The following is a 22,177-nucleotide window of genomic DNA, read 5'->3' on the forward strand; positions in this document are numbered from 1 at the left end:
ATGTCTCCTGATGGCGGACCGAAGCCCGCACGGCCGGATCGGAAATCCGCGGCGGGTATGCCAGGGGCGCCCCGTCGCCTCTCTATTGCTCTTTTTAGGCTTTTGCAGCGGCTCGCGTCGGCGTAGCGTTTGTTCCGGCACCTTTTGTGAAAAGGCAGGCAACGGGCGCGAGGCAAACGATCATAGCAGGGCCGCGGGGTGGGTCGGCTCGGGCATCGCGCGGTGGGATCGGTGACGGTGGAACCGTGTCGTCGTGCAAGCCACGGGTGCTTGCAGTGGGACGTCAGGTGACGCGGAAATGCTCGGCGCACATCGTGCAGGACGAATGGCGTCTGCTTGTCGCAGCATCTCGGTATTACTAAATGCATTCGCGTCAATGAATAACTAATTACAGTTTTCAATTATTTGAATTCCACCCAATTGACGTCACAGAATCGTCATTCGTAGAATCGCCGGTCGAGAACAACATAATTCTGAGAGAGGCGCTATGGATGCGCACAGCATGATCGGGGCACTCACGGGAGGGCTGATTCAGCAGGAACGGCTTCTCAAGCTCGATACACCGCTTGGTAGTAACGTCTTGATCCCGCATCGCGTGTTCGGGCAGTCTCGTATCGGTCGGGATTACCTGTTCATGGTCGACTGTGTGTCGACATCGAATGATGTCCAGCTCAAGGCACTGATTTCGCAGCCCATCACGCTGTGGATCCAGCAAACCGACAAGTCCTATCTTCCTCACCACGGCTACATTCATACCGCGAGAAAACTCGGTGTGGATGGCGGACTCGCGTGTTATCAGCTCAGTTTCTCGTCATGGCTGCATTTCCTGAAATTCCGACGGGACCAGCGCCACTGGCAAGACAAGACCGTCGACGCGATCATTGCCGACGTATTCGATGCGCATCCGCAGGCGCGCGGGATGTATCGCTTTGAATTGTCGCAACCGCTGCCCTCGCGTTCCTATTGCCGTCAGGACGAAACCGACTGGAATTTCGTGCATCGGCTGCTCGAATCCGAAGGTCTGTACGGCGCCTGGAAACAAGCGCAGGACGGCAAATCGCACACGCTCGTGATGACCGACCGTCTGCAGACGCTCGAGCCGCTTGCGCCGGCAACGGTCGAGTTTTCGCGGGCGGGCGTTCATGGCGAAGTGGACGCCTTGACGCAGTGGGCCGGTACCCGGACGCTGCAGTCCGTCCTGCTGTCGACGCGAACGTTCGACTACAAGAATCCGTCGACCCCTGCCAACCCGAAGGCGACGTCGGTGCCCACGATGGCGAACCAGGGCGATCTGCCGTCGCAGGCCGAGGTGTATGAATACACGGGCGGCTATACGTACCCGGAACAGGAGCGCGGCGATCATCTCGGCAAGATCCGCATGGAGGAATGGGAGTCGCGAGCCAAGCGCTACGATGGTGTCGGCGGGGTGCGCCGCATCGATGCGGGGCGGCGATTCACGCTGACGGGGCATCCCGAGCACGATCAGGACGCGGCCGATCACCGGGAATTCGCGGTGATCGAGGTCGAGTGGATCATCGTGAACAACGTGCCGCTTTCCGGGCACGAAGCCAACTATCCACACAGCCTCTATTCTGCAGTGAAACAGGCCGATGCGGACGACCCCGACAAGCTGTTCACCGTATCGCATGACGACGGCTCGACTGGCTTCTATCGAGTTGCCATCGAAGCGCAGCGTACGTCCGTGCCATATCGCAGCCCGCTCGAACACCGGAAACCGGAAGCCAAGCTGGAATCGGCCATCGTGGCCGGCCCCAAAGGGCAGCAGGCGTATACCGACGGCCTGAACCGGATCAAGGTGCTGTTCATCTGGGATCGGCACAACGAAGGTGACGAGCGGGCGTCGTGCTGGGTACGTGTCGCGCAATCCGATACCGGCGACGGGTACGGTGGCGTTCACATGCCGCGCGCAGGCGAGGAACTGCTGATCGGCCATATCGGGAACGACATCGACCGTCCGATTGCGTTGCACCGCGTCTACAACGGGGCCGCGAAGCCGCGATGGCATTCGAATGCGCTGCTGTCGGGCTACCGGTCCCAGGAGTTTTCGGGAAGCGGTTACAACCAGATGGTCATGGACGACTCCACGGGCCAGAACCGCGTGCATCTGTATAGCAGCAGCACGAATGCCGCGTTGCACCTGGGCTACCTGATCGATCAGAACGACAACGCACGGGGCGGTTATCTGGGCAAAGGCTTCGACTTGAGCTCCGAAGCCTATGGCGCGCTGCGGGCCGGGCGAGGACTGTTCGTGACGACGCACCCGGTGGCTGGCCAGCCACTCGATGCCAGCCTGGCGACGCGTCAATTGAACGGCTCCGCGAATATCCTCGATGGCTTGTCGCAGGCAAGCGAAACGTCGAAGGCGGAAAGCCTGAAGGATGGCCACGACACCTTCAAGGCCTTCGCGGATGCGACGCAGCACAGCGAATCGGGTGCGATGGGCGGTGGCGGTGTGACGGCCGGCGGAGGGACGGGCGACGCCAGTGCGTTCAAGCAGCCGGTGATCCTCATGGCTGCGCCTGCCGGCATCGGCCTGTCGACGCAGAAGTCGACGCACGTTGCGGCGGATCAGCACGTCAATATCGTCAGCGGGCAAAGCACGCACGTGGCGACCGGCAAATCGCTGGTCGCCAGCATTACGGAGAAACTGAGCCTGTTCGTGCAGAATGCCGGGATGAAGCTGTTTGCCGCGAAGGGGAAGATCGAGGTTCAGACTCATGCGGACAATGTCGAAGTGACCGCGCAGAAGTCGTTGTTGCTGGCCTCCGTGACCGAGAAGGTCCAGGCATCGGCGCAGCAGGAAATCCTGTTGACGTCGGGCGGCGCGTACATTCGGCTCAAAGGGGGCGACATCGAGATTCATGCGCCGGGAAAGATCGACATCAAGGGCGCGCAGCATGCGTTCAGCGGCCCTGCGCGGATGGATGTGACCCATCCCGCGTTCAAGGATTTGCCGACGCGTCGGCTGATGCTGAATACCATGGCCTCGCCGTCCGCGACCCGTGTCGTTCCGGTCGGCATGCCGTACAAGCTTTACGCGGACGGGGCGCTGGTCAAGCAAGGGGTGTTCGACAAGACCGGGCAGTTGCCGATCGATCATCAGGTCACCACGCAGAAGTACACGCTGGAGATGGCGAACGGGGTGAAGCACGAGATTCCGGTGCCGGGTGAGTATCGGGATGCCGAGAACGGGAAACTTGCGAATCAGGGGTTTCAGTATCACGAAAGCAGCACTGCCACCGATATCGAACCGCCGGGCGATCGGGCCTTGAATAGAACGCGATACAGTAATCTGCTCGGTACCGGGTCGGGAGAGGATGCATGACGGACAAGACGATAACGACGCCGATGGCGCTCAACCACACTGCGACCGCATCACCGACCTTACCGTGGTTTGTGGACATCAACGATGAGAAAAGGGGAGCCGAGTTCCACCCGGTTGATTGCTCATACAGGCCGCTTGTGAACGGGCAAGAGGCGTTTGGCGCCGTGTATGACGCCATCATGGCAGCGAGGTACAGCGTCGACATCATCTGCTGGGGATTTCAGCCTTCGATGTACTTCAAGCGCGGGCTCGGCGGCGCCTCGATGAATATCGGTGAACTGCTCATCACGAAGGGGCTGCAAGGCGTTCGAGTTCGAATTCTGTGCTGGGCCGATTCTTTGGGAGTTGCGCAGTTCAGTGAGAATTCGACGCCCGGCTTGAACTGGTTGAGAAGTCGAGCATTTCAGAACGAGAACGATGCGGAGAGAGAATACGATCGTGCCTGGTACAAGGAGGCGCGCAAGGTCTCTCCATCGCTTTATCGGGACGACTTCAAAGAAGAGATCGCTGCAAAACTGCGTGCACGGCATGCGGCGGGTTTGCCGCCACCACAACAGGGCGACAAGCTTCTCGGTATTCCAGGGTTGCCCTGCATCGAGATGGCGACGCGCGATTTCTCCTTGGGGGATCGCTGGGAAATCATCCATCGTGAAATGATGTTCCGGGAAGATAAGAACCTGAACGAGGAGGCCATAACGGTCGGCTTTAGTAGCGAACCTTCGCATCACCAAAAGTCAGTGATGGTCGACTATGAATGGCCAGAGCATGCAGTTGGCTTCGTGATGGGCCATAACACGCTGGACGCATACTGGGACGACGATCAACATTCGTTTGCGCGGATGCATGCACGCGCTGGTCGAAATGGGGCAACGCCGAGGCAGGACATGTCCGCGATGGTGACTGGCCCCATCCTTGAACACCTGAATGTGAATTTCTGCCGTGCATGGCAACACGCGACCAGCATGGATTTGACGACGCCGCGACGGGCGCTCGCCAAACGCCTTGTCGTCGATAGGAGTCGAGGGACCCCGTTGCGGGCGCAAATCCTGCGGACCCAATCGCAGGAGGGGGAAAACCGTCGTGATATCCGGTCGATGTACAAGCAGACGACAGATAATGCGACGCGTTATATCTACATCGAGAATCAGTACTTTCGCTGGCCACCGCTGGTCGACCACATTAAGGCTGCTATCAACAAGCAGACCAGCGGTGGCAGAGATGTGGGCAAGCACGGACCGCTTTATCTGTTCGTGGTGACCAATTCTAGCGATGACGCGTTGGACCACGGACAGGTATCGACGTATCGCATGATGGAGTCGCTGGGCCATGCGGATACGATGCCGAACGTCACCAGATTGGAGCGCAATGACGCAATGCAGCAGCAACGCTGGAATCTGATGACTCAGATCGACGGCGTGGACAGTGCCGTGCAGGGGGCGAATGTGTACGGTACAGGGACACCGGAGCAAATGGCGGCGTATTACGCGAAACTGGCTGCACAAAAAAAGAAATTACAACAACAATTGAAGGAACTGGATTCTAAGATTGACAATAATAATCATGGAAAAATTGTTCCAGGGGACATTCCCGGGCTTAAGGCGTTAATATGTACGTTGGTTGCGCCAGACTCCCCGGCCGGGAATTGGATGAATACATATGTACATAGCAAAATCATGCTGATAGATGATGTGTTTACAACTCATGGATCAGCAAACGTCAACACGCGCAGTATGGAAGTGGATAGTGAGCTGAATATAGCTCACGAAAATGGCGATATAACGAAGTCGCTTCGGAAGCGGCTGTGGACTATTCATACGAAGCCGAGTCCGGGACAGGGGGTAAAGGATGCTGATGATGTTTTGAGTGATTCAGTTGGCGATGACTTTGGGCGAGTTTATGATACTTGGAAGATGATTCTTTCTAAAAATCAAACTTTCCTGAATTCAAAGAAGCAACCGCCATTTGCTTCAATTGTCAATTTTCAGACTGCGACGACCACGCGAAGCGCGCTCGACTAAGTATGCGAAGAATTTCTATCATCCTACTGATCTCATGCCTACTGGCGGCTTGCTCGAAGAATGAGAGTGCCATGAACTCGTTACCTGATGTAAATGCTGTGCGCCTGAATCTGGCTTTCACTTGTTCGCATGAGGTCGATCATTTGCCGCCTCTCGATCCGGAGGCAGATAAGCTGTTTGAGTATGGTCGATACCTTCAGAAAAAGGAGGGTGAAAAGGATTTTGGTGATGTTGCGCGCTACTATCGGATCGCTGCCGCGCATGGGCACTATAAGGCTAATCACAATTTGCAAATTCTGATTTCATCCGGAGCGGCATCATCGCCTGATCCCGAAAAGGAAAGCGTTGATCTTGCGGAGCAACTTATCAAGGCTGGCGTGCCGAGCGGATACTACGACATTGGTCACTATTTGTTGAGTGGCTACGGTCTCCAGCATGATGAAGACGCAGCGCGACGGTATATCCGAAAAGCTGCTGACCTTGGGAATGCCGACGCGCAGTATTACGTGGCAAACTTGCTTGATCCTGCTGATGCAGCGCCTGATATTGCTCGTCAAATGTTTCAATGTGCTGCGGATCAAGGTCACGCGGATGCCGCGAACTATCTTGGGGTGACTTTTCAGAATGACAAAGATTTTATGAAAGCTTCTCAGGCATTTCAGAAAAGTGTCGAGGCAGGAAGCAGCCAGTCTGCACTACTCCTTGAAGAGTCGTTTGACGCGAAGGCCGGGAGGAATCCGTTGTATGCACTAGGCGCGCAGCCGGATGCGGAACGAAGCCGACGTTATAACCTTATCGGAGTGTTTCTGAGAGACAACGACGGCCGCAATCCCAAGGTCCCGGATATCGACAAGATTGTTCCGCTGCCGCCGGCAAAACTGCCGCCGTGGGACGGCACGTTCCAATGGCAAAAGGAACAAGACGCAGCGACGCCACCGCAGAAGCCTTCAGACGAGTTCATCAACGAGATGGCGAAAGCCAAACATCTCGATCCCGCGACAGGATTACCGCTCCCAGGATCCGCGGACAAGACTTCGCAGGCCGAGCAACCGGAAAACGTCGCATCCCGTCTGCCATTGGGTACGGTTGCTCACACGGGCCAGCCCTGCCCGGAAGACGGCGTATGGTGCGCGAAACTCGGTGCGGGTCAGTTTGGCGATACGCAGCGCCGATTCCTCAAGGGCGACGCGCTACCGTCTGTCGTCGTGCATGAACCGAGAAAGCTGGCGGTGCTCGACAGCATGATGGGGACGCGCCGGCACGTTGAACAAGTTGCGTGGGAACTCGTTGCGTACCTTGAGCAGGCTTGACCGGTTCATGCATCAAGGCTGCGTGCCCAACCCGCTCGTTCGATTGCGGCCACGCGCAGCAGGCTCGATTGATCATGTGTAGAACGTCTATCGCCTTGCTTGTTTCGTGCCTGCTGGCCGCGTGCTCGAAGAGCGAGAATGCTACGCGCGCGCGGACTGCCAACCCTGCCCGCAAGACGGCGCAGGTTGCACGACACCCGAACCGACCAGATTGACGATACGCAGCACCTTTTCACCAGGACGACGCATCGCCGTCCGTCGACCACCCGCCCGGCCAACCGGCATCGCGCACCTGACGACTGATTGATCCCGGAGTCCACATCGGCATGCGCGTGTTGCCGATCACGATGGCGATCGTGACCCTCGGCGGCGCCTGTGTGGTTTACCGGGTGTGGTGCCGCGTGTTCTACGCTCCCGTGAGCCGCGACACGGCGGAAACGTCCCACGGAATGCCGTCGTCGTAGAAGCCGAAGGCGGCGAATCACCGGGCGATCGCTGTCCCTCCTCAGACATGCCCCTCATGCTCGATCGCCCCGCCATTCCCGACCCGCGCGGCGACCCTCACCGGCACCCCTGACACCCTCGCCGCCCGCTTCGCCCACATCGCCGTCAGAATCGGCACGAGGATCGCCGTCACGAGGCACGCGGTCGCGACGATCGCCGTCGCCGCCGGCACCATCGGTTTGAACTTCGGAATCATCTCGCCGATGATCGCCGGGTTCGCGACCGCGGCGCCGGCCGTCGACGACGCGGCAAGTCCGGCCGTCCCGTTGCCGCCGCCCACGAACTTGTCCGCCAGAATCAACGGCACGCCCGTCACGACGATCACCGCGAGCCCGAGTGCGATACCCGGCAGCCCGCTCTTCGCAATCACGTTCAGATCGATGCCGTTGCCGAGCGCGAAGCCGAAGAACGGAATCAGCGGATGCACGCAGCGCCCGAACAACTCGCGCAGGTCTTCATCGAGGTTGCCGAGCGTGAAGCCGATCAGGAACGGCAGCACCGCGCCGACGAAGAGCCGCGTCTCGAACACCGCGACGCCCGCCGCGCCGAGAATCAGCATGCTGACGAGCGGCCCCGATTCGATCGACATCAGCACGAACGCGCCGGCTTCTTCCTTGCTGCCGTACTGCTGCATCACGGCCGCATAGAGGCCGCCGTTGGTCATGTCCATCGACGTCGTGATCGCGAGCAGCGACAGGCCCGCGAACAGGCCCGTGCGGATGCCGTCGTCGGGGATGAACTGCGCGGCGATCAGCGTCGCGAGCCACGCGACCACGATCTTGGTCGCGAGCAGCGTGCCCGATTTGCGCAACACGACGCCCGTCGCGCGCAGGTTGATCGTCGCGCCCATGCAGAAGAACCAGACGGCGAGGATCGGCACCGTGCCGGCGATCAGGCCGTTGGTGAACGAGCCGAAGTACTTTCCGGCGTTCGGGGCGAACGTATGCACGCACGCACCCAGCAGCATCGGGACCAGCATGAGCCCGCCCGGAATGCGGTCGATGGCCTGTTTCAGCTTCACGTCTCCTCCGTGGACGTCGATGCGTCCCGTTGTCGAATGATGTCTGCTGACTGACTATAGGACAGGATTCGGAACGATGGTCCGTTTTTGTGAATTTCAGTGGTAGTCGTATACCCGTAAGACACGATGGCACAGACAGGAAAGGGATTGATCGACCGACGAAGCTGGATCGAAAATCCGGATCGACGTTCCGAATTTGATAAATGTGTGCTTCAATCTTCATCAGGGCGAGCGGCGGCGACGATGCCGGCGGCCTGCCCATTCCCCAACGGAGAACCGGCATGGACGTGCGACAGGGCATACACAGCGAACACGCGAAGGCGCTCGACACGGCCGGCCTGCGCCGGCATTTCCTGGTGGAGAACGTGTTCGCGCCGGACGCGCTGTCGCTCACCTACAGCCATATCGACCGCATCATCGTCGGCGGCGCGTGGCCGGCCACGCGGCCGGTCGAGGTGCCGGCGTCGCTCGGCGCCGCGATGGGCGTGAGCCATCTGCTGGCGCGGCGCGAACTCGGGGCGATCAACATCGGCGGGCCGGGCTGGGTCGAGGTCGACGGGCAGCGTCATGCGGTGGGCACCGAAGAGGCGATCTATATCGGGCAAGGCGGGCAGGGTGTCGTGTTCGGCAGCGACGATCACGCGCGGCCGGCGAAGTTCTACCTGAACTGCGCGCCCGCGCACACGGCCTATCCGACCCGCACGATCACGCTCGCGCAGGCATCGCCCGAAACGCTCGGCGACGCGGCCACGAGCAACCGTCGCACGATCTACAAGTTCATCGTGCCCGACGTATTGCCGACCTGCCAGTTGTCGATGGGGATGACGAAACTCGAGCCCGGCAGCCTGTGGAACACGATGCCGTGTCACACGCACGAGCGGCGGATGGAGGTGTATTTCTACTTCAATCTCGCCGCCGACGCGGCCGTGTTCCATCTGCTCGGCGAACCGAGGGAGACGCGTCACGTGGTGGTGCACAACGAGCAAGCCGTGATTTCGCCGAGCTGGTCGATTCATTCCGGCGTCGGCACGCAGGCATACACGTTCATCTGGGGGATGGTCGGCGAGAACCAGGTGTTCAAGGACATGGATCACATCGCCGTCGCCGACCTGCGCTGACATCATGAAACGCGAAACGCCCGAACTTCCCGCCGCCGGCGCGCATGCCGCGCTCGCCCGCCTGTTCGACCTCAACGGCAAGGTCGCGATCGTCACCGGCTGCAACACGGGGCTCGGCGCGGCGATGGCCGTCGCGCTCGCGTCGGCCGGGTGCGACATCGTCGGTGCGAATCGTTCGTCATCCGATGCAACGTCGGCGCGCGTCGCGGCCGCCGGGCGGCGCTTCGTCGACGTGCGCGCGGATCTGTCGACGCTCGAGCCGGTCGAGCGGATCGTCGAGGATGCGGTCGATGCGTTCGGCCACGTTGACATCCTCGTCAACAACGCGGGCATGATTCGCCGCTGCGATGCGCTCGCGTTCACCGAAGCCGACTGGGACGCCGTGATCGACGTGAACCTGAAGAGCGTGTTCTTCCTGTCGCAGGCCGTCGCGCGGCAGATGGTGCGGCAGGGGCGCGGCGGCAAGATCGTGAACGTCGCGTCGATGCTGTCGTTCCAGGGCGGCATTCGCGTGCCGTCGTACACGGCGTCGAAGAGCGGCGTGCTGGGCCTCACGCGGCTGCTCGCGAACGAATGGGCCGCGCGCGGCATCAACGTGAACGCGATCGCACCCGGCTACATGGAGACCGACAACACCGCGCAGTTGCGCGAGGACAGCCGGCGCAGCGACGAAATTCTCGGCCGCATCCCGGCCGGCCGCTGGGGCGTGCCGGACGATCTCGCGGGCGCGGCGGTGTTCCTCGCGTCGCGCGCGTCGGACTACGTGCACGGCCATACGCTGGCCGTCGACGGCGGTTGGCTCGCGCGCTGACCGGCTCGCGCGATGAACGCGTTATGCTCTCCCGATTCGCATCTCACGGATTCACGGACATGACAGCAACGCCCAGGCAGCGCAAGCGCGATCAGGCGAACCAGGAAACCGGTGGCGGCCAACCGGGGGCCGACCCGTCGGCGGCAGGGAGCGTCGAGAAGCCCGATTCGGTCGCCGCGGTCGGCAAGGTCTTCACGATCCTCGCCGCGCTCGGCGAGCGCCGCGAGATCGGCATCAGCGAACTGTCGCACCAGCTCGGCATGTCGAAGACGACGGTGCATCGCTTCCTGCAGACGCTCAAGACGCTCGGCTACGTCGCGCAGGAAGGCGAGACCGACCGCTACCGGCTGACGATCCGGCTGTTCGAGCTCGGCAGCAAGGCGCTGGAAAGCGTGGACCTCGTGCGCGAGGCCGATCTCGAGATGCGCCGCATCGGGCAACTGACGCGCGAAGCCGTGCATCTCGGCGCGTTCGACGAGGACGCGATCATCTACATCCACAAGATCGACGCCGATTACGGGCTGCGCATGCAGTCGCGGATCGGCCGGCGCAATCCGCTGTACAGCACCGCGATCGGCAAGGTGCTGCTCGCATGGATGGCGCCCGGCGACGCGCGTGCGGTGCTGGCCGGCATCGAGTTCAGGAAGTCGACCGCGAAGACGCTGGCGTCGGCGGATGCGGTGATGAGCATCCTGCCGCACGTGCGGCAGCAGGGCTACGGCGAGGACAACGAGGAGCAGGAAGACGGTCTGCTGTGTCTCGCGGTGCCGGTGTTCGACCGTTTCGGTCGCGTGATCGCGGGGTTGTCGCTGTCGTTCCCGACGATGCGGTGCGGCGCGGACACGAAGGCGCATTACGTCGCGTTGCTGAAGGAGGCCGGGCAGGCGATTTCCGCCCGGCTCGGGCATCATCCGGAGGCGGTAGGCGTCGAAGCGACGACCATCGCGCAGGATTGAGCGTGTGCCGGGCGCGAACCGGCACGCCGAAACAACCATACGGCATACAGAACTTGATCATGCAGATGAAAATGACGATGCGCATGGGCATCGCGATGCTGGTGCTCGGCGCGAGCCTGGCTGCGAGCGGCGCGCACGCGAGGCGCGCGGTCGATTGCGGGCAGCTCGATGCGGCCACGAGCGGTCCGGATGACAACTTCCGGCCGCCGGCGTCGGGTACGGTGATCGGCACGGGGCGCGCGTATTTCTACTCGGCGCCCGACGCGCAATGCATGACGAAGCGGACCTTCATCGTTCCCGGCGATTCGGTGACCGTCTACAAGTCGCACGGGCGCTGGTACAACATCATGTACGTGAACGGCAAGACCGGCGACGACTTCGAAGGATGGGTCGAGCAGGGCCGCGTGCGCCTCGACGGTCGATACGGCGCGCAGTAGTCGCCGTCGGCGGCGCCGCTACACCGGCGCCCATGCGAAATCGCGCTTCAGGTTCTCCGCGCGCAGCGGCCGCTGGTAGAGATATCCCTGCGCATACTGGATCCCGACCGCATGCAGCGCGCGATGCTGCGCTTCCGTCTCCACGCCTTCCGCGATGATCTTCAGGCCGTAGTGATGCGCGACGGCCGCGATCCCTTCGATCAGCCTCGCGCTGCCGCCGTCCAGTTGCGAGATGAACTGCCGATCGATCTTCACGTAGTCGAACGGAAAGCGCGACAGCATGTCGAGATTGCTGTGATGCGTGCCGAAATCGTCGATCGCGAACTTCGCGCCTTTCGAGCGCAGCGTCTGGAAAATCTCGGTGGTTCGCGCGTTCTTCTCCAGCAGGATGCGCTCGGTGACTTCGAGCACCAGCGTGAAGCCGGGCGGCAGCGCGCGGATCGCCTCCTCGACGACGGCCACGAACCGCCCGCGCTCGAGATCCTGCGGCGCAACGTTCACGGCGATGCGCAGCGGCGCGGACGGTGTCAGCGCGGTCAGTTCGGACACGGCCGTGCGCAGCACGAATTCGGTGACCTTCGGCAGCACGGTGCTGGATTCCACCTGCGGGATGAATGCGGCCGGGCTGATGGCCCCCCACTTCGGATGGTGCCAGCGCAGCAACGCTTCGACGCCGACCGTCCTGCGCGTCTGCACGTCGACGATCGGCTGGTACACGACATGGAATTCGTTGCGCCTGAGCGCGTGGCGCACCGCTTTCAGCAACAGCCGCCGCGGGGCCATCGCGAGCAGGTAAGCGGCCATCACGAGGCTGTCGGCCAGCAGCACGATCGTCGCGCAGATCAGCCGGTAGTGGCGCTGCACCTGTGCCGCGTAGCGCGCCGAGGCGATGACCGACACCGTGAACGGCCAGCGCTGCGACGCCATCGTGCTGCCGCCGACGGGGCCGGCCGCCGTTTCCGGCGCGAACTTGCCGTGCTGATCGAGACGGCCCGAACCCGCGATCGACAGCGTGGCCGTTTCCGCGCCATCGCCGGTGCCGTGGTTCAGCGCGTCGGCGACGTAGTCGCCTTCGATCAGGTACAGGACGCCCGCGCCGCGCGCGGTCGCGCGGAACGCGGACAGTACCGGAATGCCATGCTGGAACGGCGTCTGGCGCAGCAGCGTGACGATCATCGATCCCGGTTCGGGTTCGCGCGCATATGCGGCGAGCGGCAGGTCGATCGAGCCGAGCGCCGACGAACACATCACGCGCCCGTCATTTACCAGCGCGACCGCCCGCAGATAGCGCAGGCGAGTGCCCACTTCGGCGAGTGTCCGGAACACCGTCGCGCACGGCCGCCCGACCAGTGCGGTCAGCTCGTCCGCGTGTCGAAGGCGCACGCCGTCCAGAATGCGGTCCACGGAAGCCACGATGTCGTTTGCCACGACGCGCTCATGCGCGGTGACGGCATCGCGCGCGTAGCGGTCGGCCAGCACGATCGCGAACGCGGGCACGAGCACGCAAATGATCACGGCGGCGAAAAACACGACGCGCGGCCACGCGCCGCGGCGATGGAAAAGGGGCTTCGAGCCGGGCGTGAGCGCCCACAGTCCCGCGGTTGCCTTTGGTGTTGTACGCATGGCGTGGCAAGTCGAACCGGTCGATGCGCCAACGGCGCGCATCCCGCATGCCCGATTCGGGCCATGCGGCTCGCGCGCCGGCTTCGGGACGCCGGTCGATTCGGCCGGCGCGACGGCATCGGCTCGGCCTGTCGCGATCGACCCTTCATCTGGCAGCATTCCTCAATAACATGCGCGCATTGAGCATGTATATCGACGCAGCGTACCGAAAAAAGCCCCGGCCGCACAGTGTGTGCAGCCGGGACAAAAAACACCGTCTCTTGGCACGAGGATGGTGCGCGGCAAGTATAAGACGCGGCGCGATATTACGAAATATTGTTGTTTAAATATTGATGTGGTTTTGTGATTGTGTCTCAAAAAGAAACATTTCCATTTGGCGCGGCCGGCGGCAGACTTCTGCCGGGGCGTCAAACCGGAGCGTGACGATGGAAGAAAATGCCGGACCCACGGTCATCGTGACCGATGGCGCCGCAGTGGCGGACGGCGGTTCGCTGTGGATCAGGATTGCAGTGGATGGACAGACGCGCGACTACTCGCTCGATCGCGCACTCGCGTCGCGCGGCACGCCGCGCTACGACAGCATCCGCGGCACGCACGGCGTGCTGTCGAACGAAGAACGACGGGCATTGCGGGTGCTGCTGGAGCGTATTGCCGATCCTGCCATGTGGGCCGGCATCGTCGGCACGTTCATCGAGGTGCTGAAGCGCGCCGACGGGCCATGAACGATGGGGGCGGCTGCGCTTCAGAAATCGTTGCGCATCTTGTGGAGCAGGCCGCTTGGCGACTGATGCGTGTCCACCGCGGTGAGCACGTCGGTCAGGAACCACGGCAGGTTCAGTTGCGTGTCGGCGTCGCCGACGCATACGCGGATCGGCGGTGCGCCGGACGGCGAACGGGCGCCTGGCGCGGCATCCCGCGACGGCACGCAATTTTTCGCATGGGCCTGAGTCGGAACCGGCGCGACGGCGCCGGAGGGCGCACCGGCGATGGCCGGCACGTTGAAGGCGGCAAACAGGGTCAGGGCGGCGGCAAGGGCGACGCGTTTCATGAGGGTTCTCCGGCGATGCGGGTTCGACCACGCGAGCCGATGCGAGTTCGTCCGCGCGCGATGCGTGCACCCGCCCCAACAGCCGCTCAGCCGCTCAGCCGCGCGCGACGCTGGCTGCCCGCGCCGGCTGACGGCTGCGCCACTGCTGCGGCGATTCCCCGGTCCAGCGCCGAAAGGCGCGCGTAAACGCGCTGTGTTCGGAATAGCCGAGCAACCAGGCCACTTCGGCGAGCGTGAGCCGCGGATCGTTCAGATGATCGATCGCGAGCCGCCGCCGCGTATCCTCGCGCAGGTGCCGGAAGTTCAGCCCGAGCCCGGCCAGCCGGCGATGCAGCGTGCGGGACGACACATGCAGATCCGCCGCGATCTGCTCGATGCTCACTTCACCCTGCGTCAGCAAACGCGCGACGGCCTCGCGCACCGACTGTTCGAGATCGTCCGTCTGCCGCAGTTCCGCGAGCAGCGCGCTCGCCTGGCGTTCCATCATTTGCCGCAGCGCGTCGTCGGGCCGCTGCAGCGGCTGCGTGAGCAAGCGCAACGGGAAGGCGAGCCGGTTCACCGGCTGGCCGAACCGGACGGGGCAGCCGAAGTAATCGCGGTACGGCTGTTCGTCGCCGGGCGACGGATGCACGAAGCAGACTTCGTCGGGCCCGGTGCGCGTGCCGGTGATATTGCGCGCGAATTGCACGATCGCGGTCAGCGCGACTTCGTCGACGAGCGGGCCGAGCGGTTCCGGTGCATCGTGCCATTCGATCGCCACTGACGTTGCCTCGACGCGCACTTCCATGCGCGCGACGTTCGCGATCAGGTGTTCGTATTGCTGCCAGCGCGCGAGCGCCGCGCCGGCGTCGCGGCACGCATGCAGCGCATAGCCGAGCGCGCCGAGATGCGCGGGCGTGATCCGCTGGCCGACGTGCAGGCCGAGCAGCGGATCGTCGAGCGCATCGGCCGCGCGTTCGAGCAGACGCCGCCAATGCGCGCTCGCGTACAGCGTCAGCCCGCGGTCGTCCTCCGGTGGCCGTGCCTCGCCGAGCACGCGCGCCGCATCCTTGCCCTGCCCGGACAGATAGTCGAACAGCAGCCGCACGTACGTGCTCGAGTAATAGATGCGCTGGGTCGCAAGCGGGGAGGCGGCGGGCATGGCGGAAAGTGTCAAGTAATCGTCGGCAAGTGTCAACGCGGGCCGACCCGTGCGCGACCATACTGCGCGGCAGTTCCCGATCGAGGCTGTCGACATGCCGACCGAGTTGATGACGTGGCTCCATGCGTTCCTGGGTAACGACGTGGACTGGAAGCAGGTGCTGCTGATCGGCATGACGCCGGTGTTCCTGATCGCATTTGCGGTCGAGTACGCGGTAATGACCCGGCGTGGCCGCCGCGAACCGTTTCGCTGGAAGGAGATCGTCGCGAACCTGTCGCTCGGCGCCGGTTATCAGGTGGCCGAGACCGTGACGGGATTGCTGTTGACCGGTGCGATCTTCGCGTGGGTCTATCGACACCGGCTGTTCGACGTGCCGGTGAACGGCTTCACGATCGTGCCGATCTTCGTCGTCGTCGAGTTCTGCTACTACTGGTTTCATCGTACGTCGCACCGCGTGCGCTGGTTCTGGGCCGCACACGTGCCGCATCACAGCGGCGAGGTGATGAACTTCACGACGGCGATGCGCCAGTCGCTGCTGAACGCGTTCGTCGGCGTGTTCCTGTTCTATCTGCCGCCGGTGTGGCTCGGCATTCCGCCCGCCGTCGTGCTGTTCCTGCTTGCCGTCGATCTCGCGTACCAGTACTTCGTGCATACCGAAGCGATCGGCCGGCTGCCGCGCTGGTTCGAGTACGTGTTCGACACGCCGTCGAACCATCGCGCGCATCATGGCCGCAATCCGCGGTACATCGACCGCAACTACGGCGGCGTGCTGATCATCTTCGACCGGATGTTCGGCACCTATGTCGAGGAAACGGAGCCGGTCGACTACGGCATCACGCAGCAGATTCGTTCGTACAACTTTCTTGTTCTGAACGTGCACGAATTCGTCGACATGTGGCGCGATGTGCTCGCACCCGGGCCGGTTCTGCAGCGCTTGAAGCATCTGTGGATGCCGCCCGAGTGGGAGCGGCCCGGGCATCGGCCGATCCATACGTGGAGCGTCGAGCGGAAGGGGGGGGAAGGGGCGAGTCGGGCGGACATGACCGAGCGCGGTACTTGACCGCGCGGGGCCGGTTTTTCAGTTGGCGCCTGTCGGGCGATGACGGAAGAAAAGGTATGCCAGGCCGAGCGGTGCGATGAAAATGGCTAGATACCAACACAGGAACATGGTCATGAACTTGACAACCAGCATCAATGCTGCATTGACAAAGAACATATTGCGTCCAACGATGTAGTTCACGACGCTTTCGTAGACAAATCGGGAATAAGGGTAGAGGAGGCAACTCACCGCCATGAAAATCAATACAAGCGCGAGCAATCCTCCGGGAAGGCCTTCTTTCCCGAAGCTGGAAATGAAGATGAAAACCGTGGGGAAGATCAAGCTGAAAAGAAAGTTACGAATATAGTAGGGGCGAGTGAGTCCGCCAAACGAGCGCGTAATGATTGAATTCATGCCATCCCTGGTCGAAATTCATAGTAACGACCAGAGATGATAAAACTTGATAGGTCGCAATCAGATATTTTAATTGGCCGCGATATTCGAGATTGTCGACGGTGATTGCGGGCATGAAGGACAAGGGCGGACGTCGTCGACGTGATGCATCGCGCATCCGGCATACGTTGTCGTCACCATGCGTCACTGATACCCGTAACACTGCTTCAGCGCCGCGTAGTCGTAGAAGTGGCTGGTCGGCGCGATCTTCGCGCCGTCGCACGCGGCCTGGAAATCCGTTTCGCGCTCGTTGTACAGCATCTTCACGATGAGCCGCGACCCGTTGCGATAAACATCCCACTGCATGTTCGCGGCCATCGGCGACACCTGGTCGCCGCGCCACGGGTTGTTCGCATACGTGTACGTCTGCGCTTGCGGCGTCGGCACGAACACGTTCCTCAGGTTCATGATCGACGCGAACGGAATCACGATCTCCGCATGCGTGAAGCGCAGCTTCGCGGCATGCGTCAGGTCGCCGCGCGCGATCGCATCGACTTCGCCGAAGAAATCGTCCTGCAGCACCTTCGCCATCCGGTACGTCACCGGGTTCGCTTCCTGGATGCCGGGCCCTTTCTGGTAGTAGTCCTCGGCGTCCTGCAGGTACGCGAGATACTGCGCCTGCTCGGCACCGATGTATTTCTCCATCGTGACGCCGCCGGTTTCCGCGGTCATGGCCGGCGCAACCTGCAGCAGGTTGTACAGCACGTTCACCGCATCGACGGCCGTCGCGATCTTCGTCTTGCCGTCGCCCTTCAGCGTGTTGGTGAACTTGCCGTCCGTCGATGTAAACGCATAGGTGCCGGTGTTCGCGAACGTGTAGCCGTCGGTGCCGAGCTTCGCGATGAAGGCCGGCGACACGAGCGCAGACAGCACCGTTTGCGCGACGTCGGCCGCTTGGGGCGCGGCCTTGATCGCCTTCAGCTTCGCGGCCACCGTCGCGTCGTTTGCATAGGCCTGGTATGCCTGGCTCGCCTGATAGGTCGCGTAGTACGGATCGCTCGTGTCGGTCACGAGATCGGTGGCCGGCTTCAGCGAATGGAAATACAGCAGGAAGCGATTGGTGCCGGCCGGCTGCGAGACCGGTGCGTTCGCCGGATAGCCGGCCGGTGCGGCCGGCAGCGTGATGGCCGGCGCCAGTGCCGGCTGCGCGGCAACGAGCGCCGCCGAGAAATATGTCGAACTGTCGACCGCGCGATCCTGGCCCGAGTTGACGACGACCACCTGCCGGTTGCCCGCGGCGAACAGCGCAGGCAGCCGCTGCGCGAGACGCGCGGCGAGTTGCTGATGTTCGCGGATGCCGGTTTGCGTGAGGTTGCCGTACCCGGGTGTCGAGATGCCCTGCACGCCGTAGCCGAGCAGCGCATTGGCCTTCATCATCGCGTACGTGTCGGCCTTGAGTTGCGCGCCCAGCGCGGTCAGCGCGCCGTCAGCCTCGGCCTTGACCAGCATCGCGTAGATCGCGCCGTCGTACTTGAAGCCCGACAGCCCGCGCGAGCCGTGCCGTGCGACGAGTTCGGTGTAGACCGGCGCGTAGCCGGCCGGCGGCGCTTCGTAGGTCGCGGCGTCCTGCTGCGGGCGGTACGGCGTCTTCGTCTGGTAGTAGGTCGCGGGCGCCGGGTCAGGCGTGGGCTGAGGTTGCGGTTGAGGTGCGGGCGCCGTGCCGTTGTTGTCGGCCGACGTGGCAGGCGGCGTCGGGTCGTCATCCCCGCCGCAGGCGGCGAGCAACAGACAGGCGATCGTGAGGGCGGCGGCGGTGCGGGTCGGGCGTGTCATCGTGGCGGGCAACGGACGGCACGATGCGCATGCGCGTCGTGCCGTCTCCGGGGCAATGTGGTCGAGCCCCGGAGTGTTGCAAGCGACTTTGACAGCAGAATGTCAGGATGCGGTCGGACAATCGTCGGATTGCCGCCGGATCGACGATGATGGCCGGCTGCGGCCGGCCCGGGGGCGGGCGTTCAGTGCAGCCCGGCCGATGCGATCGAGCGCACCGTATCGGTGATGTTCACGCAGCGCGACAGGCCGAAATGTTCGACTTCGCGGCGTTCCGGTTCGCTGCTCGCGATCCCGACCGCGCGCTCCGGCGGCACGCCGAGCGCTTGCAACGCGACATCGAACGGATGTTGATTTGATCCGGAGTCCTGTTGATCCGAATCCGTGACGACGACCGAGAAGCGGTCGAGGTTCGCGCGGCCGAACTGGCCTTCGAACATGTCGCTGAGCCGTGCGGCCGGCAGCGTCGTGACGAGACCGAGTCGATATCCTTCTTCCGATGCTCGGTCGAGCCACTGGATGATCGCGTCGCGCTGATGGCGCGATTCGCGCGAATCCGGTGTTGCTTCGATCTGGGCGAATGCTGCGTCGAGACGGGTGACGATGGCTTCGATGACCACGGTGATTCCTTTTCAGAAACGTGATGATCCGTTCGCCGACGGGAATGCCACACACCTTAGCGTCGATCCGGAAAATGCGACCAATTAATATTTTTAGCCGACTCATACGATTCGACTAATGAATGGGGTGGCAAGCCAGAGCGGGTGCGGGACACGTGTCGCACGGCATTTTCCGCGCGAATGGCAGCGCATCGACGGCCTTCAATGTGATGCACCAGCATGGCGCACATTCTGGATGCATCGCGCATATGCATATAAGGAAACGGCATATCGAGCGATGCCCGCCCGATATGCCGCGTTGCGAGGGGGCGCGCGAACAGGCGCGATCAGTGCAGCTTGATCGACGGCTGGTTACGGCTTTGCAGCCAGTGGCTCAGCGACTGGAACAGCGCGCGCTTCACGCCGACCACGCTGAACAGGTGCTTGCGATACAGGAACTTGTACAGCCCGATCGCCGCCAACCCGTCGACGATCAGCGAGCGCGAGCGCACGCCGATGTCCGCCTGGTACACCGCACCCGCATGCCCGAGCGACACGACCGTGCCCGCATCGCGGAACGTGAAGCCGGCCACCGGCTTGCCGGCGACGCGGCGCGCGAACGCGTTGACCAGATACACGGCCTGCTGGTGCGCGACCTGCGCGCGCGGCGGCAGGAACCCGCCGGCACCGGTCGACGGGCATGCGGCGCAATCGCCGAACGCATACACGTGCGGATCGTCGGGCGTCTGCAGCGTGTCGGTCACGATCACCTGGTTCGAGCGGTTCAGCGCGATGTCGCCGATGTCCCGCAGCATCGCGGGGCCGGCGACGCCGGCCGCCCAGATCGTGATGTCGCTCGCGAGCCGTTCGCCCGCCGCGGTCGTCACGGCATCCGCGCCGACTTCCGCCACGCGCGTATCGGTCAGCACGTCGACGTTCAGCGCGCGAAGCTGCGCGTGCATCTTGCCGGACAGCCGTTCGTCGAGCGCCGGCAGGATGCGCGGGCCGCCTTCGATCAGCCGGATGTGCACGTCGCGTGCGGACACCAGCGCCTTGAAGCGGTACGTGGTCAGTTGCTGGATCGCGTGCCGCAGCGCGGCGGCCAGCTCGACGCCCGTCGCGCCCGCACCGATCACGTTGATGCAGATCGGCGCGCCCCGCCGCGCGGGCTGCTGCTCGGCCAGGTGATTCGCCTTCGTGCACGCAGCGAGGAACTTGCGGCGGAAATCCTCGGCCTGGTCGAGGTTTTCGAGCGGCAGCGCATGACGCTCGGCGCCCGGCACATTGAAGAAATTCGTCACGCTGCCGACCGCCAGCACGAGATCGTCATAGTCGAGTTCCCGCTGCGGCAGGATTTCCGTGCCGTCCGCATCCCGCACGGCCGCGATCGTCGCCGTGCGGGCCGCGCGGTCGACCCGCCGCAGCGCGCCCTGCACGAAACGGAAGCCGTGACGCTTCGCCTGCGCCGCGTATTCGATCGTGTGGGAGGCCGGATCGCGATGGCCCGATGCGGCTTCGTGCAGCAGCGGCTTCCAGAAGTGCGTCGGATAACGGTCGACGAGCACGACGTCGGCCTGCCCGCGGCGTCCGACCGTATCGCCGAGACGCGTCGCGAGCTGCAGGCCGCCGGCGCCGCCGCCGACGATCACGATGCGCGGCACGCGCGGTGCGCGGTCCGTTGCAAGGGTGGGCGTGGTGTTGTCCATGTTGGGCTCCCGCTGAATGACGATTCGGATGACATTGCTCAAGAACCGACGATATAGTTTCGAACCCACTCGAACAATTTAATGTTTATAAGCGACTCATATGTATTCACTTATAGGAAAGACCGCGACGTTCCGGCAGCTGAAGGCGCTGGACATGATCGCGCGGCTCGGCAGCGTGTCGCGCGCGGCCGAGGAGCTGAACCTGACGCAGCCGGCCGTGTCGCTGCAGGTTCGCCTGCTCGAGGAGGCCGTGGGCGCCGCGTTGCTGCAGCGGGTGGGGCGTGGCGTGCAGCTGACCGCGGCCGGCGAGATCGTGGCGCGCTACGCGCGCGAGATCCTGCATCTGTGGAGCGAGGCCGGCGACGAAGTGGCCGCGCTGACGGGCGATCTTGGTGGCACGCTGCGGATCGGCGCGATCACGACGGCCGAATACCTGATCCCGCCGCTGCTCGTCAAATTCACCGCGACGCGTCCGCACGTGAAGACGTATTTCAAGGTCGGCAACCGCGACGACATCATCCGCATGCTCGCGACGCATGAAATCGATCTCGCGGTGATGGGCAGCGCGCCGAAGGAACTGCGCACGCACGCGGTCGAGTTCGCGAAGCATCCGATGGTGTTCGTCGCGGCGCCCGGCCATCCGCTGATGCAGCGCAAGCGCGTCGCGCTGAAGGATCTCGAATCCGCGCACCTGCTCGTGCGCGAGCGCGGCGCGGGCACGCGCTCGACCGTCGAGAGCCTGTTCAAGAACGCGGGCCATCGCTTTCATGTGGGTTCCGAACTGTCGAGCAACGAGGCGATCAAGCAGATGGCCGAAGCGGGCCTCGGCGTCGCGTTCCTGTCGTTGCACGCGTGTGCGCTCGAACTGCGAACGGGGCTGCTCGGCCAACTGCCGTTTCCCGGCAATCCGATCGAACGCGAATGGTATGTGGTGACGCTCGCCGACCGGCGGATCTCGCAAGTGACGGGGCTGTTCCGCGACTTCCTGATCAAGCAGGGTGCGCCGGTGATCGACGGCGCGACGGTGGCGTCGCACGAGCGGCGACGCAAGTAGGCGCGACCGGCCGGTCAGGCGAGCCCGAAATCGTCGTTGCTGTCGGGAATCGATGCGAGCAGCCGTTCGAGCCGGTACCAGCCGACCACGCGCAGGCACCACGCGGCGATGGCGGTGCGTGTATTGCGGGCGTCGGGGCCGGATGAAGGGCGAACGGTGGACGGCGAACGCGCGATGAACGCCGCGCGTTGCGGGCAGGAATGGGGCATGACGGGCTCCGTAG

At 63.3% G+C, this 22,177-nt stretch carries 19 protein-coding genes; 10 read left to right on the top strand and 9 right to left on the bottom strand.

All coding sequences use genetic code 11. The features are described 5' to 3' along the window. Positions 1-487 precede the first annotated feature (487 nt). From DFS13_RS17925 to DFS13_RS17935, 3 genes are read left to right on the top strand one after another with little or no spacing between them, the layout of a single operon-like run. Complete coding sequence (locus tag DFS13_RS17925; RefSeq protein WP_111441942.1) at positions 488-3,346, top strand: type VI secretion system Vgr family protein; 2,859 nt, start codon at positions 488-490, stop codon at positions 3,344-3,346. Next, positions 3,343-5,364 (top strand): phosphatidylserine/phosphatidylglycerophosphate/cardiolipin synthase family protein, encoded by a 2,022-nt coding sequence (locus DFS13_RS17930; RefSeq protein ID WP_111441943.1) that lies wholly within the window; start codon positions 3,343-3,345, stop codon positions 5,362-5,364. Before DFS13_RS17925 ends, DFS13_RS17930 begins: the two co-directional genes overlap by 4 nt. Positions 5,365-5,366: 2 nt before the next feature. Continuing rightward, positions 5,367-6,674: a sel1 repeat family protein gene (locus DFS13_RS17935; RefSeq protein ID WP_241308554.1), complete on the top strand. Its 1,308-nt coding sequence runs from the start codon at positions 5,367-5,369 to the stop codon at positions 6,672-6,674. Between the two features lie 505 nt (positions 6,675-7,179). On the opposite strand, the gene kdgT is transcribed toward DFS13_RS17935, so the two are convergent. Continuing rightward, positions 7,180-8,199 carry a 2-keto-3-deoxygluconate transporter gene (gene kdgT / locus DFS13_RS17940; RefSeq protein WP_006494531.1) on the bottom strand — a complete coding sequence of 340 codons (1,020 nt, stop codon included), beginning with the start codon at positions 8,197-8,199 and terminating at the stop codon, positions 7,180-7,182. Positions 8,200-8,480: 281 nt separating this feature from the next. On the opposite strand from kdgT, the gene kduI reads away from it, so the two are divergent. The 4 genes from kduI to DFS13_RS17960 all read left to right on the top strand — a co-directional run bounded on the left by kduI (position 8,481) and on the right by DFS13_RS17960 (position 11,521). After that, positions 8,481-9,317 carry a 5-dehydro-4-deoxy-D-glucuronate isomerase gene (gene kduI, locus DFS13_RS17945; RefSeq protein WP_111441945.1) on the top strand — a complete coding sequence of 279 codons (837 nt, stop codon included), beginning with the start codon at positions 8,481-8,483 and terminating at the stop codon, positions 9,315-9,317. Between the two features lie 4 nt (positions 9,318-9,321). Then, positions 9,322-10,128 carry a 2-dehydro-3-deoxy-D-gluconate 5-dehydrogenase KduD gene (gene kduD, locus DFS13_RS17950; RefSeq protein WP_111441946.1) on the top strand — a complete coding sequence of 269 codons (807 nt, stop codon included), beginning with the start codon at positions 9,322-9,324 and terminating at the stop codon, positions 10,126-10,128. Between the two features lie 59 nt (positions 10,129-10,187). Beyond that, a complete protein-coding gene (gene kdgR / locus DFS13_RS17955; protein ID WP_059720936.1) occupies positions 10,188-11,084 on the top strand; it encodes a DNA-binding transcriptional regulator KdgR in 897 nt (298 codons plus the stop codon). Positions 11,085-11,149: 65 nt separating this feature from the next. Then, entirely contained in the window at positions 11,150-11,521 is a 372-nt protein-coding gene (locus DFS13_RS17960) for an SH3 domain-containing protein (protein WP_043204614.1), read from the top strand. An 18-nt stretch (positions 11,522-11,539) separates the two neighbouring features. Here DFS13_RS17960 and DFS13_RS17965 read toward each other — a convergent pair whose 3' ends face one another. Beyond that, the gene (locus DFS13_RS17965) at positions 11,540-13,144 is read right to left on the bottom strand and encodes an EAL domain-containing protein (RefSeq protein ID WP_043204577.1); all 1,605 of its coding nucleotides are present in this window, start codon (positions 13,142-13,144) and stop codon (positions 11,540-11,542) included. A gap of 425 nt (positions 13,145-13,569) precedes the next feature. On the opposite strand from DFS13_RS17965, the gene DFS13_RS17970 reads away from it, so the two are divergent. Then, the gene (locus DFS13_RS17970) at positions 13,570-13,866 is read left to right on the top strand and encodes a hypothetical protein (RefSeq protein WP_006483205.1); all 297 of its coding nucleotides are present in this window, start codon (positions 13,570-13,572) and stop codon (positions 13,864-13,866) included. A gap of 20 nt (positions 13,867-13,886) precedes the next feature. Here the strand turns inward: DFS13_RS17970 and DFS13_RS17975 are convergent, their stop codons facing one another. Then, a complete protein-coding gene (locus tag DFS13_RS17975; RefSeq protein WP_060212141.1) occupies positions 13,887-14,192 on the bottom strand; it encodes a hypothetical protein in 306 nt (101 codons plus the stop codon). Positions 14,193-14,286: 94 nt separating this feature from the next. Next, positions 14,287-15,333: an AraC family transcriptional regulator gene (locus DFS13_RS17980; RefSeq protein ID WP_060212139.1), complete on the bottom strand. Its 1,047-nt coding sequence runs from the start codon at positions 15,331-15,333 to the stop codon at positions 14,287-14,289. Between the two features lie 49 nt (positions 15,334-15,382). On the opposite strand from DFS13_RS17980, the gene DFS13_RS17985 reads away from it, so the two are divergent. Continuing rightward, positions 15,383-16,393, top strand: a complete 1,011-nt coding sequence (locus DFS13_RS17985) for a sterol desaturase family protein (protein WP_230205462.1) — start codon at positions 15,383-15,385, stop codon at positions 16,391-16,393. Between the two features lie 18 nt (positions 16,394-16,411). Here DFS13_RS17985 and DFS13_RS17990 read toward each other — a convergent pair whose 3' ends face one another. The 4 genes from DFS13_RS17990 to DFS13_RS18005 all read right to left on the bottom strand — a co-directional run bounded on the left by DFS13_RS17990 (position 16,412) and on the right by DFS13_RS18005 (position 20,900). After that, a complete protein-coding gene (locus DFS13_RS17990) occupies positions 16,412-16,786 on the bottom strand; it encodes a hypothetical protein (RefSeq protein ID WP_034203042.1) in 375 nt (124 codons plus the stop codon). Between the two features lie 183 nt (positions 16,787-16,969). Further along, the gene (locus DFS13_RS17995) at positions 16,970-18,598 is read right to left on the bottom strand and encodes a histidine-type phosphatase (protein ID WP_060212136.1); all 1,629 of its coding nucleotides are present in this window, start codon (positions 18,596-18,598) and stop codon (positions 16,970-16,972) included. A 182-nt stretch (positions 18,599-18,780) separates the two neighbouring features. Beyond that, positions 18,781-19,215: a hypothetical protein gene (locus DFS13_RS18000; protein WP_006483196.1), complete on the bottom strand. Its 435-nt coding sequence runs from the start codon at positions 19,213-19,215 to the stop codon at positions 18,781-18,783. Between the two features lie 326 nt (positions 19,216-19,541). Further along, positions 19,542-20,900: an NAD(P)/FAD-dependent oxidoreductase gene (locus DFS13_RS18005; RefSeq protein ID WP_034203041.1), complete on the bottom strand. Its 1,359-nt coding sequence runs from the start codon at positions 20,898-20,900 to the stop codon at positions 19,542-19,544. 100 nt (positions 20,901-21,000) lie between these two features. Between DFS13_RS18005 and DFS13_RS18010 the strand changes: the two genes are divergently transcribed. Then, the gene (locus tag DFS13_RS18010) at positions 21,001-21,954 is read left to right on the top strand and encodes a LysR family transcriptional regulator (protein WP_006483210.1); all 954 of its coding nucleotides are present in this window, start codon (positions 21,001-21,003) and stop codon (positions 21,952-21,954) included. A 14-nt stretch (positions 21,955-21,968) separates the two neighbouring features. Here the strand turns inward: DFS13_RS18010 and DFS13_RS18015 are convergent, their stop codons facing one another. Then, positions 21,969-22,163 (bottom strand): hypothetical protein, encoded by a 195-nt coding sequence (locus DFS13_RS18015; RefSeq protein WP_060212135.1) that lies wholly within the window; start codon positions 22,161-22,163, stop codon positions 21,969-21,971. Between the last annotated feature and the right edge of the window lie 14 nt (positions 22,164-22,177).

This window comes from Burkholderia sp. 28_3 (genome assembly GCF_003253915.1).
Taxonomy (GTDB): Bacteria; Pseudomonadota; Gammaproteobacteria; order Burkholderiales; family Burkholderiaceae; genus Burkholderia; species Burkholderia cenocepacia.

Coding starts and splice junctions, on each gene's coding strand:
- DFS13_RS18005 (WP_034203041.1), bottom strand. CDS start 20,900: ATGGACAACACCACGCCCACCCTTGCAACGGACCGCGCACCGCGCGTG.
- DFS13_RS17930 (WP_111441943.1), top strand. CDS start 3,343: ATGACGGACAAGACGATAACGACGCCGATGGCGCTCAACCACACTGCG.
- DFS13_RS17960 (WP_043204614.1), top strand. CDS start 11,150: ATGAAAATGACGATGCGCATGGGCATCGCGATGCTGGTGCTCGGCGCG.
- kduI (WP_111441945.1), top strand. CDS start 8,481: ATGGACGTGCGACAGGGCATACACAGCGAACACGCGAAGGCGCTCGAC.
- DFS13_RS17995 (WP_060212136.1), bottom strand. CDS start 18,598: ATGACACGCCCGACCCGCACCGCCGCCGCCCTCACGATCGCCTGTCTG.
- DFS13_RS18015 (WP_060212135.1), bottom strand. CDS start 22,163: ATGCCCCATTCCTGCCCGCAACGCGCGGCGTTCATCGCGCGTTCGCCG.
- DFS13_RS18010 (WP_006483210.1), top strand. CDS start 21,001: ATGTATTCACTTATAGGAAAGACCGCGACGTTCCGGCAGCTGAAGGCG.
- kduD (WP_111441946.1), top strand. CDS start 9,322: ATGAAACGCGAAACGCCCGAACTTCCCGCCGCCGGCGCGCATGCCGCG.
- DFS13_RS17965 (WP_043204577.1), bottom strand. CDS start 13,144: ATGCGTACAACACCAAAGGCAACCGCGGGACTGTGGGCGCTCACGCCC.
- DFS13_RS17935 (WP_241308554.1), top strand. CDS start 5,367: ATGCGAAGAATTTCTATCATCCTACTGATCTCATGCCTACTGGCGGCT.
- kdgR (WP_059720936.1), top strand. CDS start 10,188: ATGACAGCAACGCCCAGGCAGCGCAAGCGCGATCAGGCGAACCAGGAA.
- DFS13_RS17970 (WP_006483205.1), top strand. CDS start 13,570: ATGGAAGAAAATGCCGGACCCACGGTCATCGTGACCGATGGCGCCGCA.
- DFS13_RS17990 (WP_034203042.1), bottom strand. CDS start 16,786: ATGAATTCAATCATTACGCGCTCGTTTGGCGGACTCACTCGCCCCTAC.
- DFS13_RS17980 (WP_060212139.1), bottom strand. CDS start 15,333: ATGCCCGCCGCCTCCCCGCTTGCGACCCAGCGCATCTATTACTCGAGC.
- DFS13_RS17925 (WP_111441942.1), top strand. CDS start 488: ATGGATGCGCACAGCATGATCGGGGCACTCACGGGAGGGCTGATTCAG.
- DFS13_RS17975 (WP_060212141.1), bottom strand. CDS start 14,192: ATGAAACGCGTCGCCCTTGCCGCCGCCCTGACCCTGTTTGCCGCCTTC.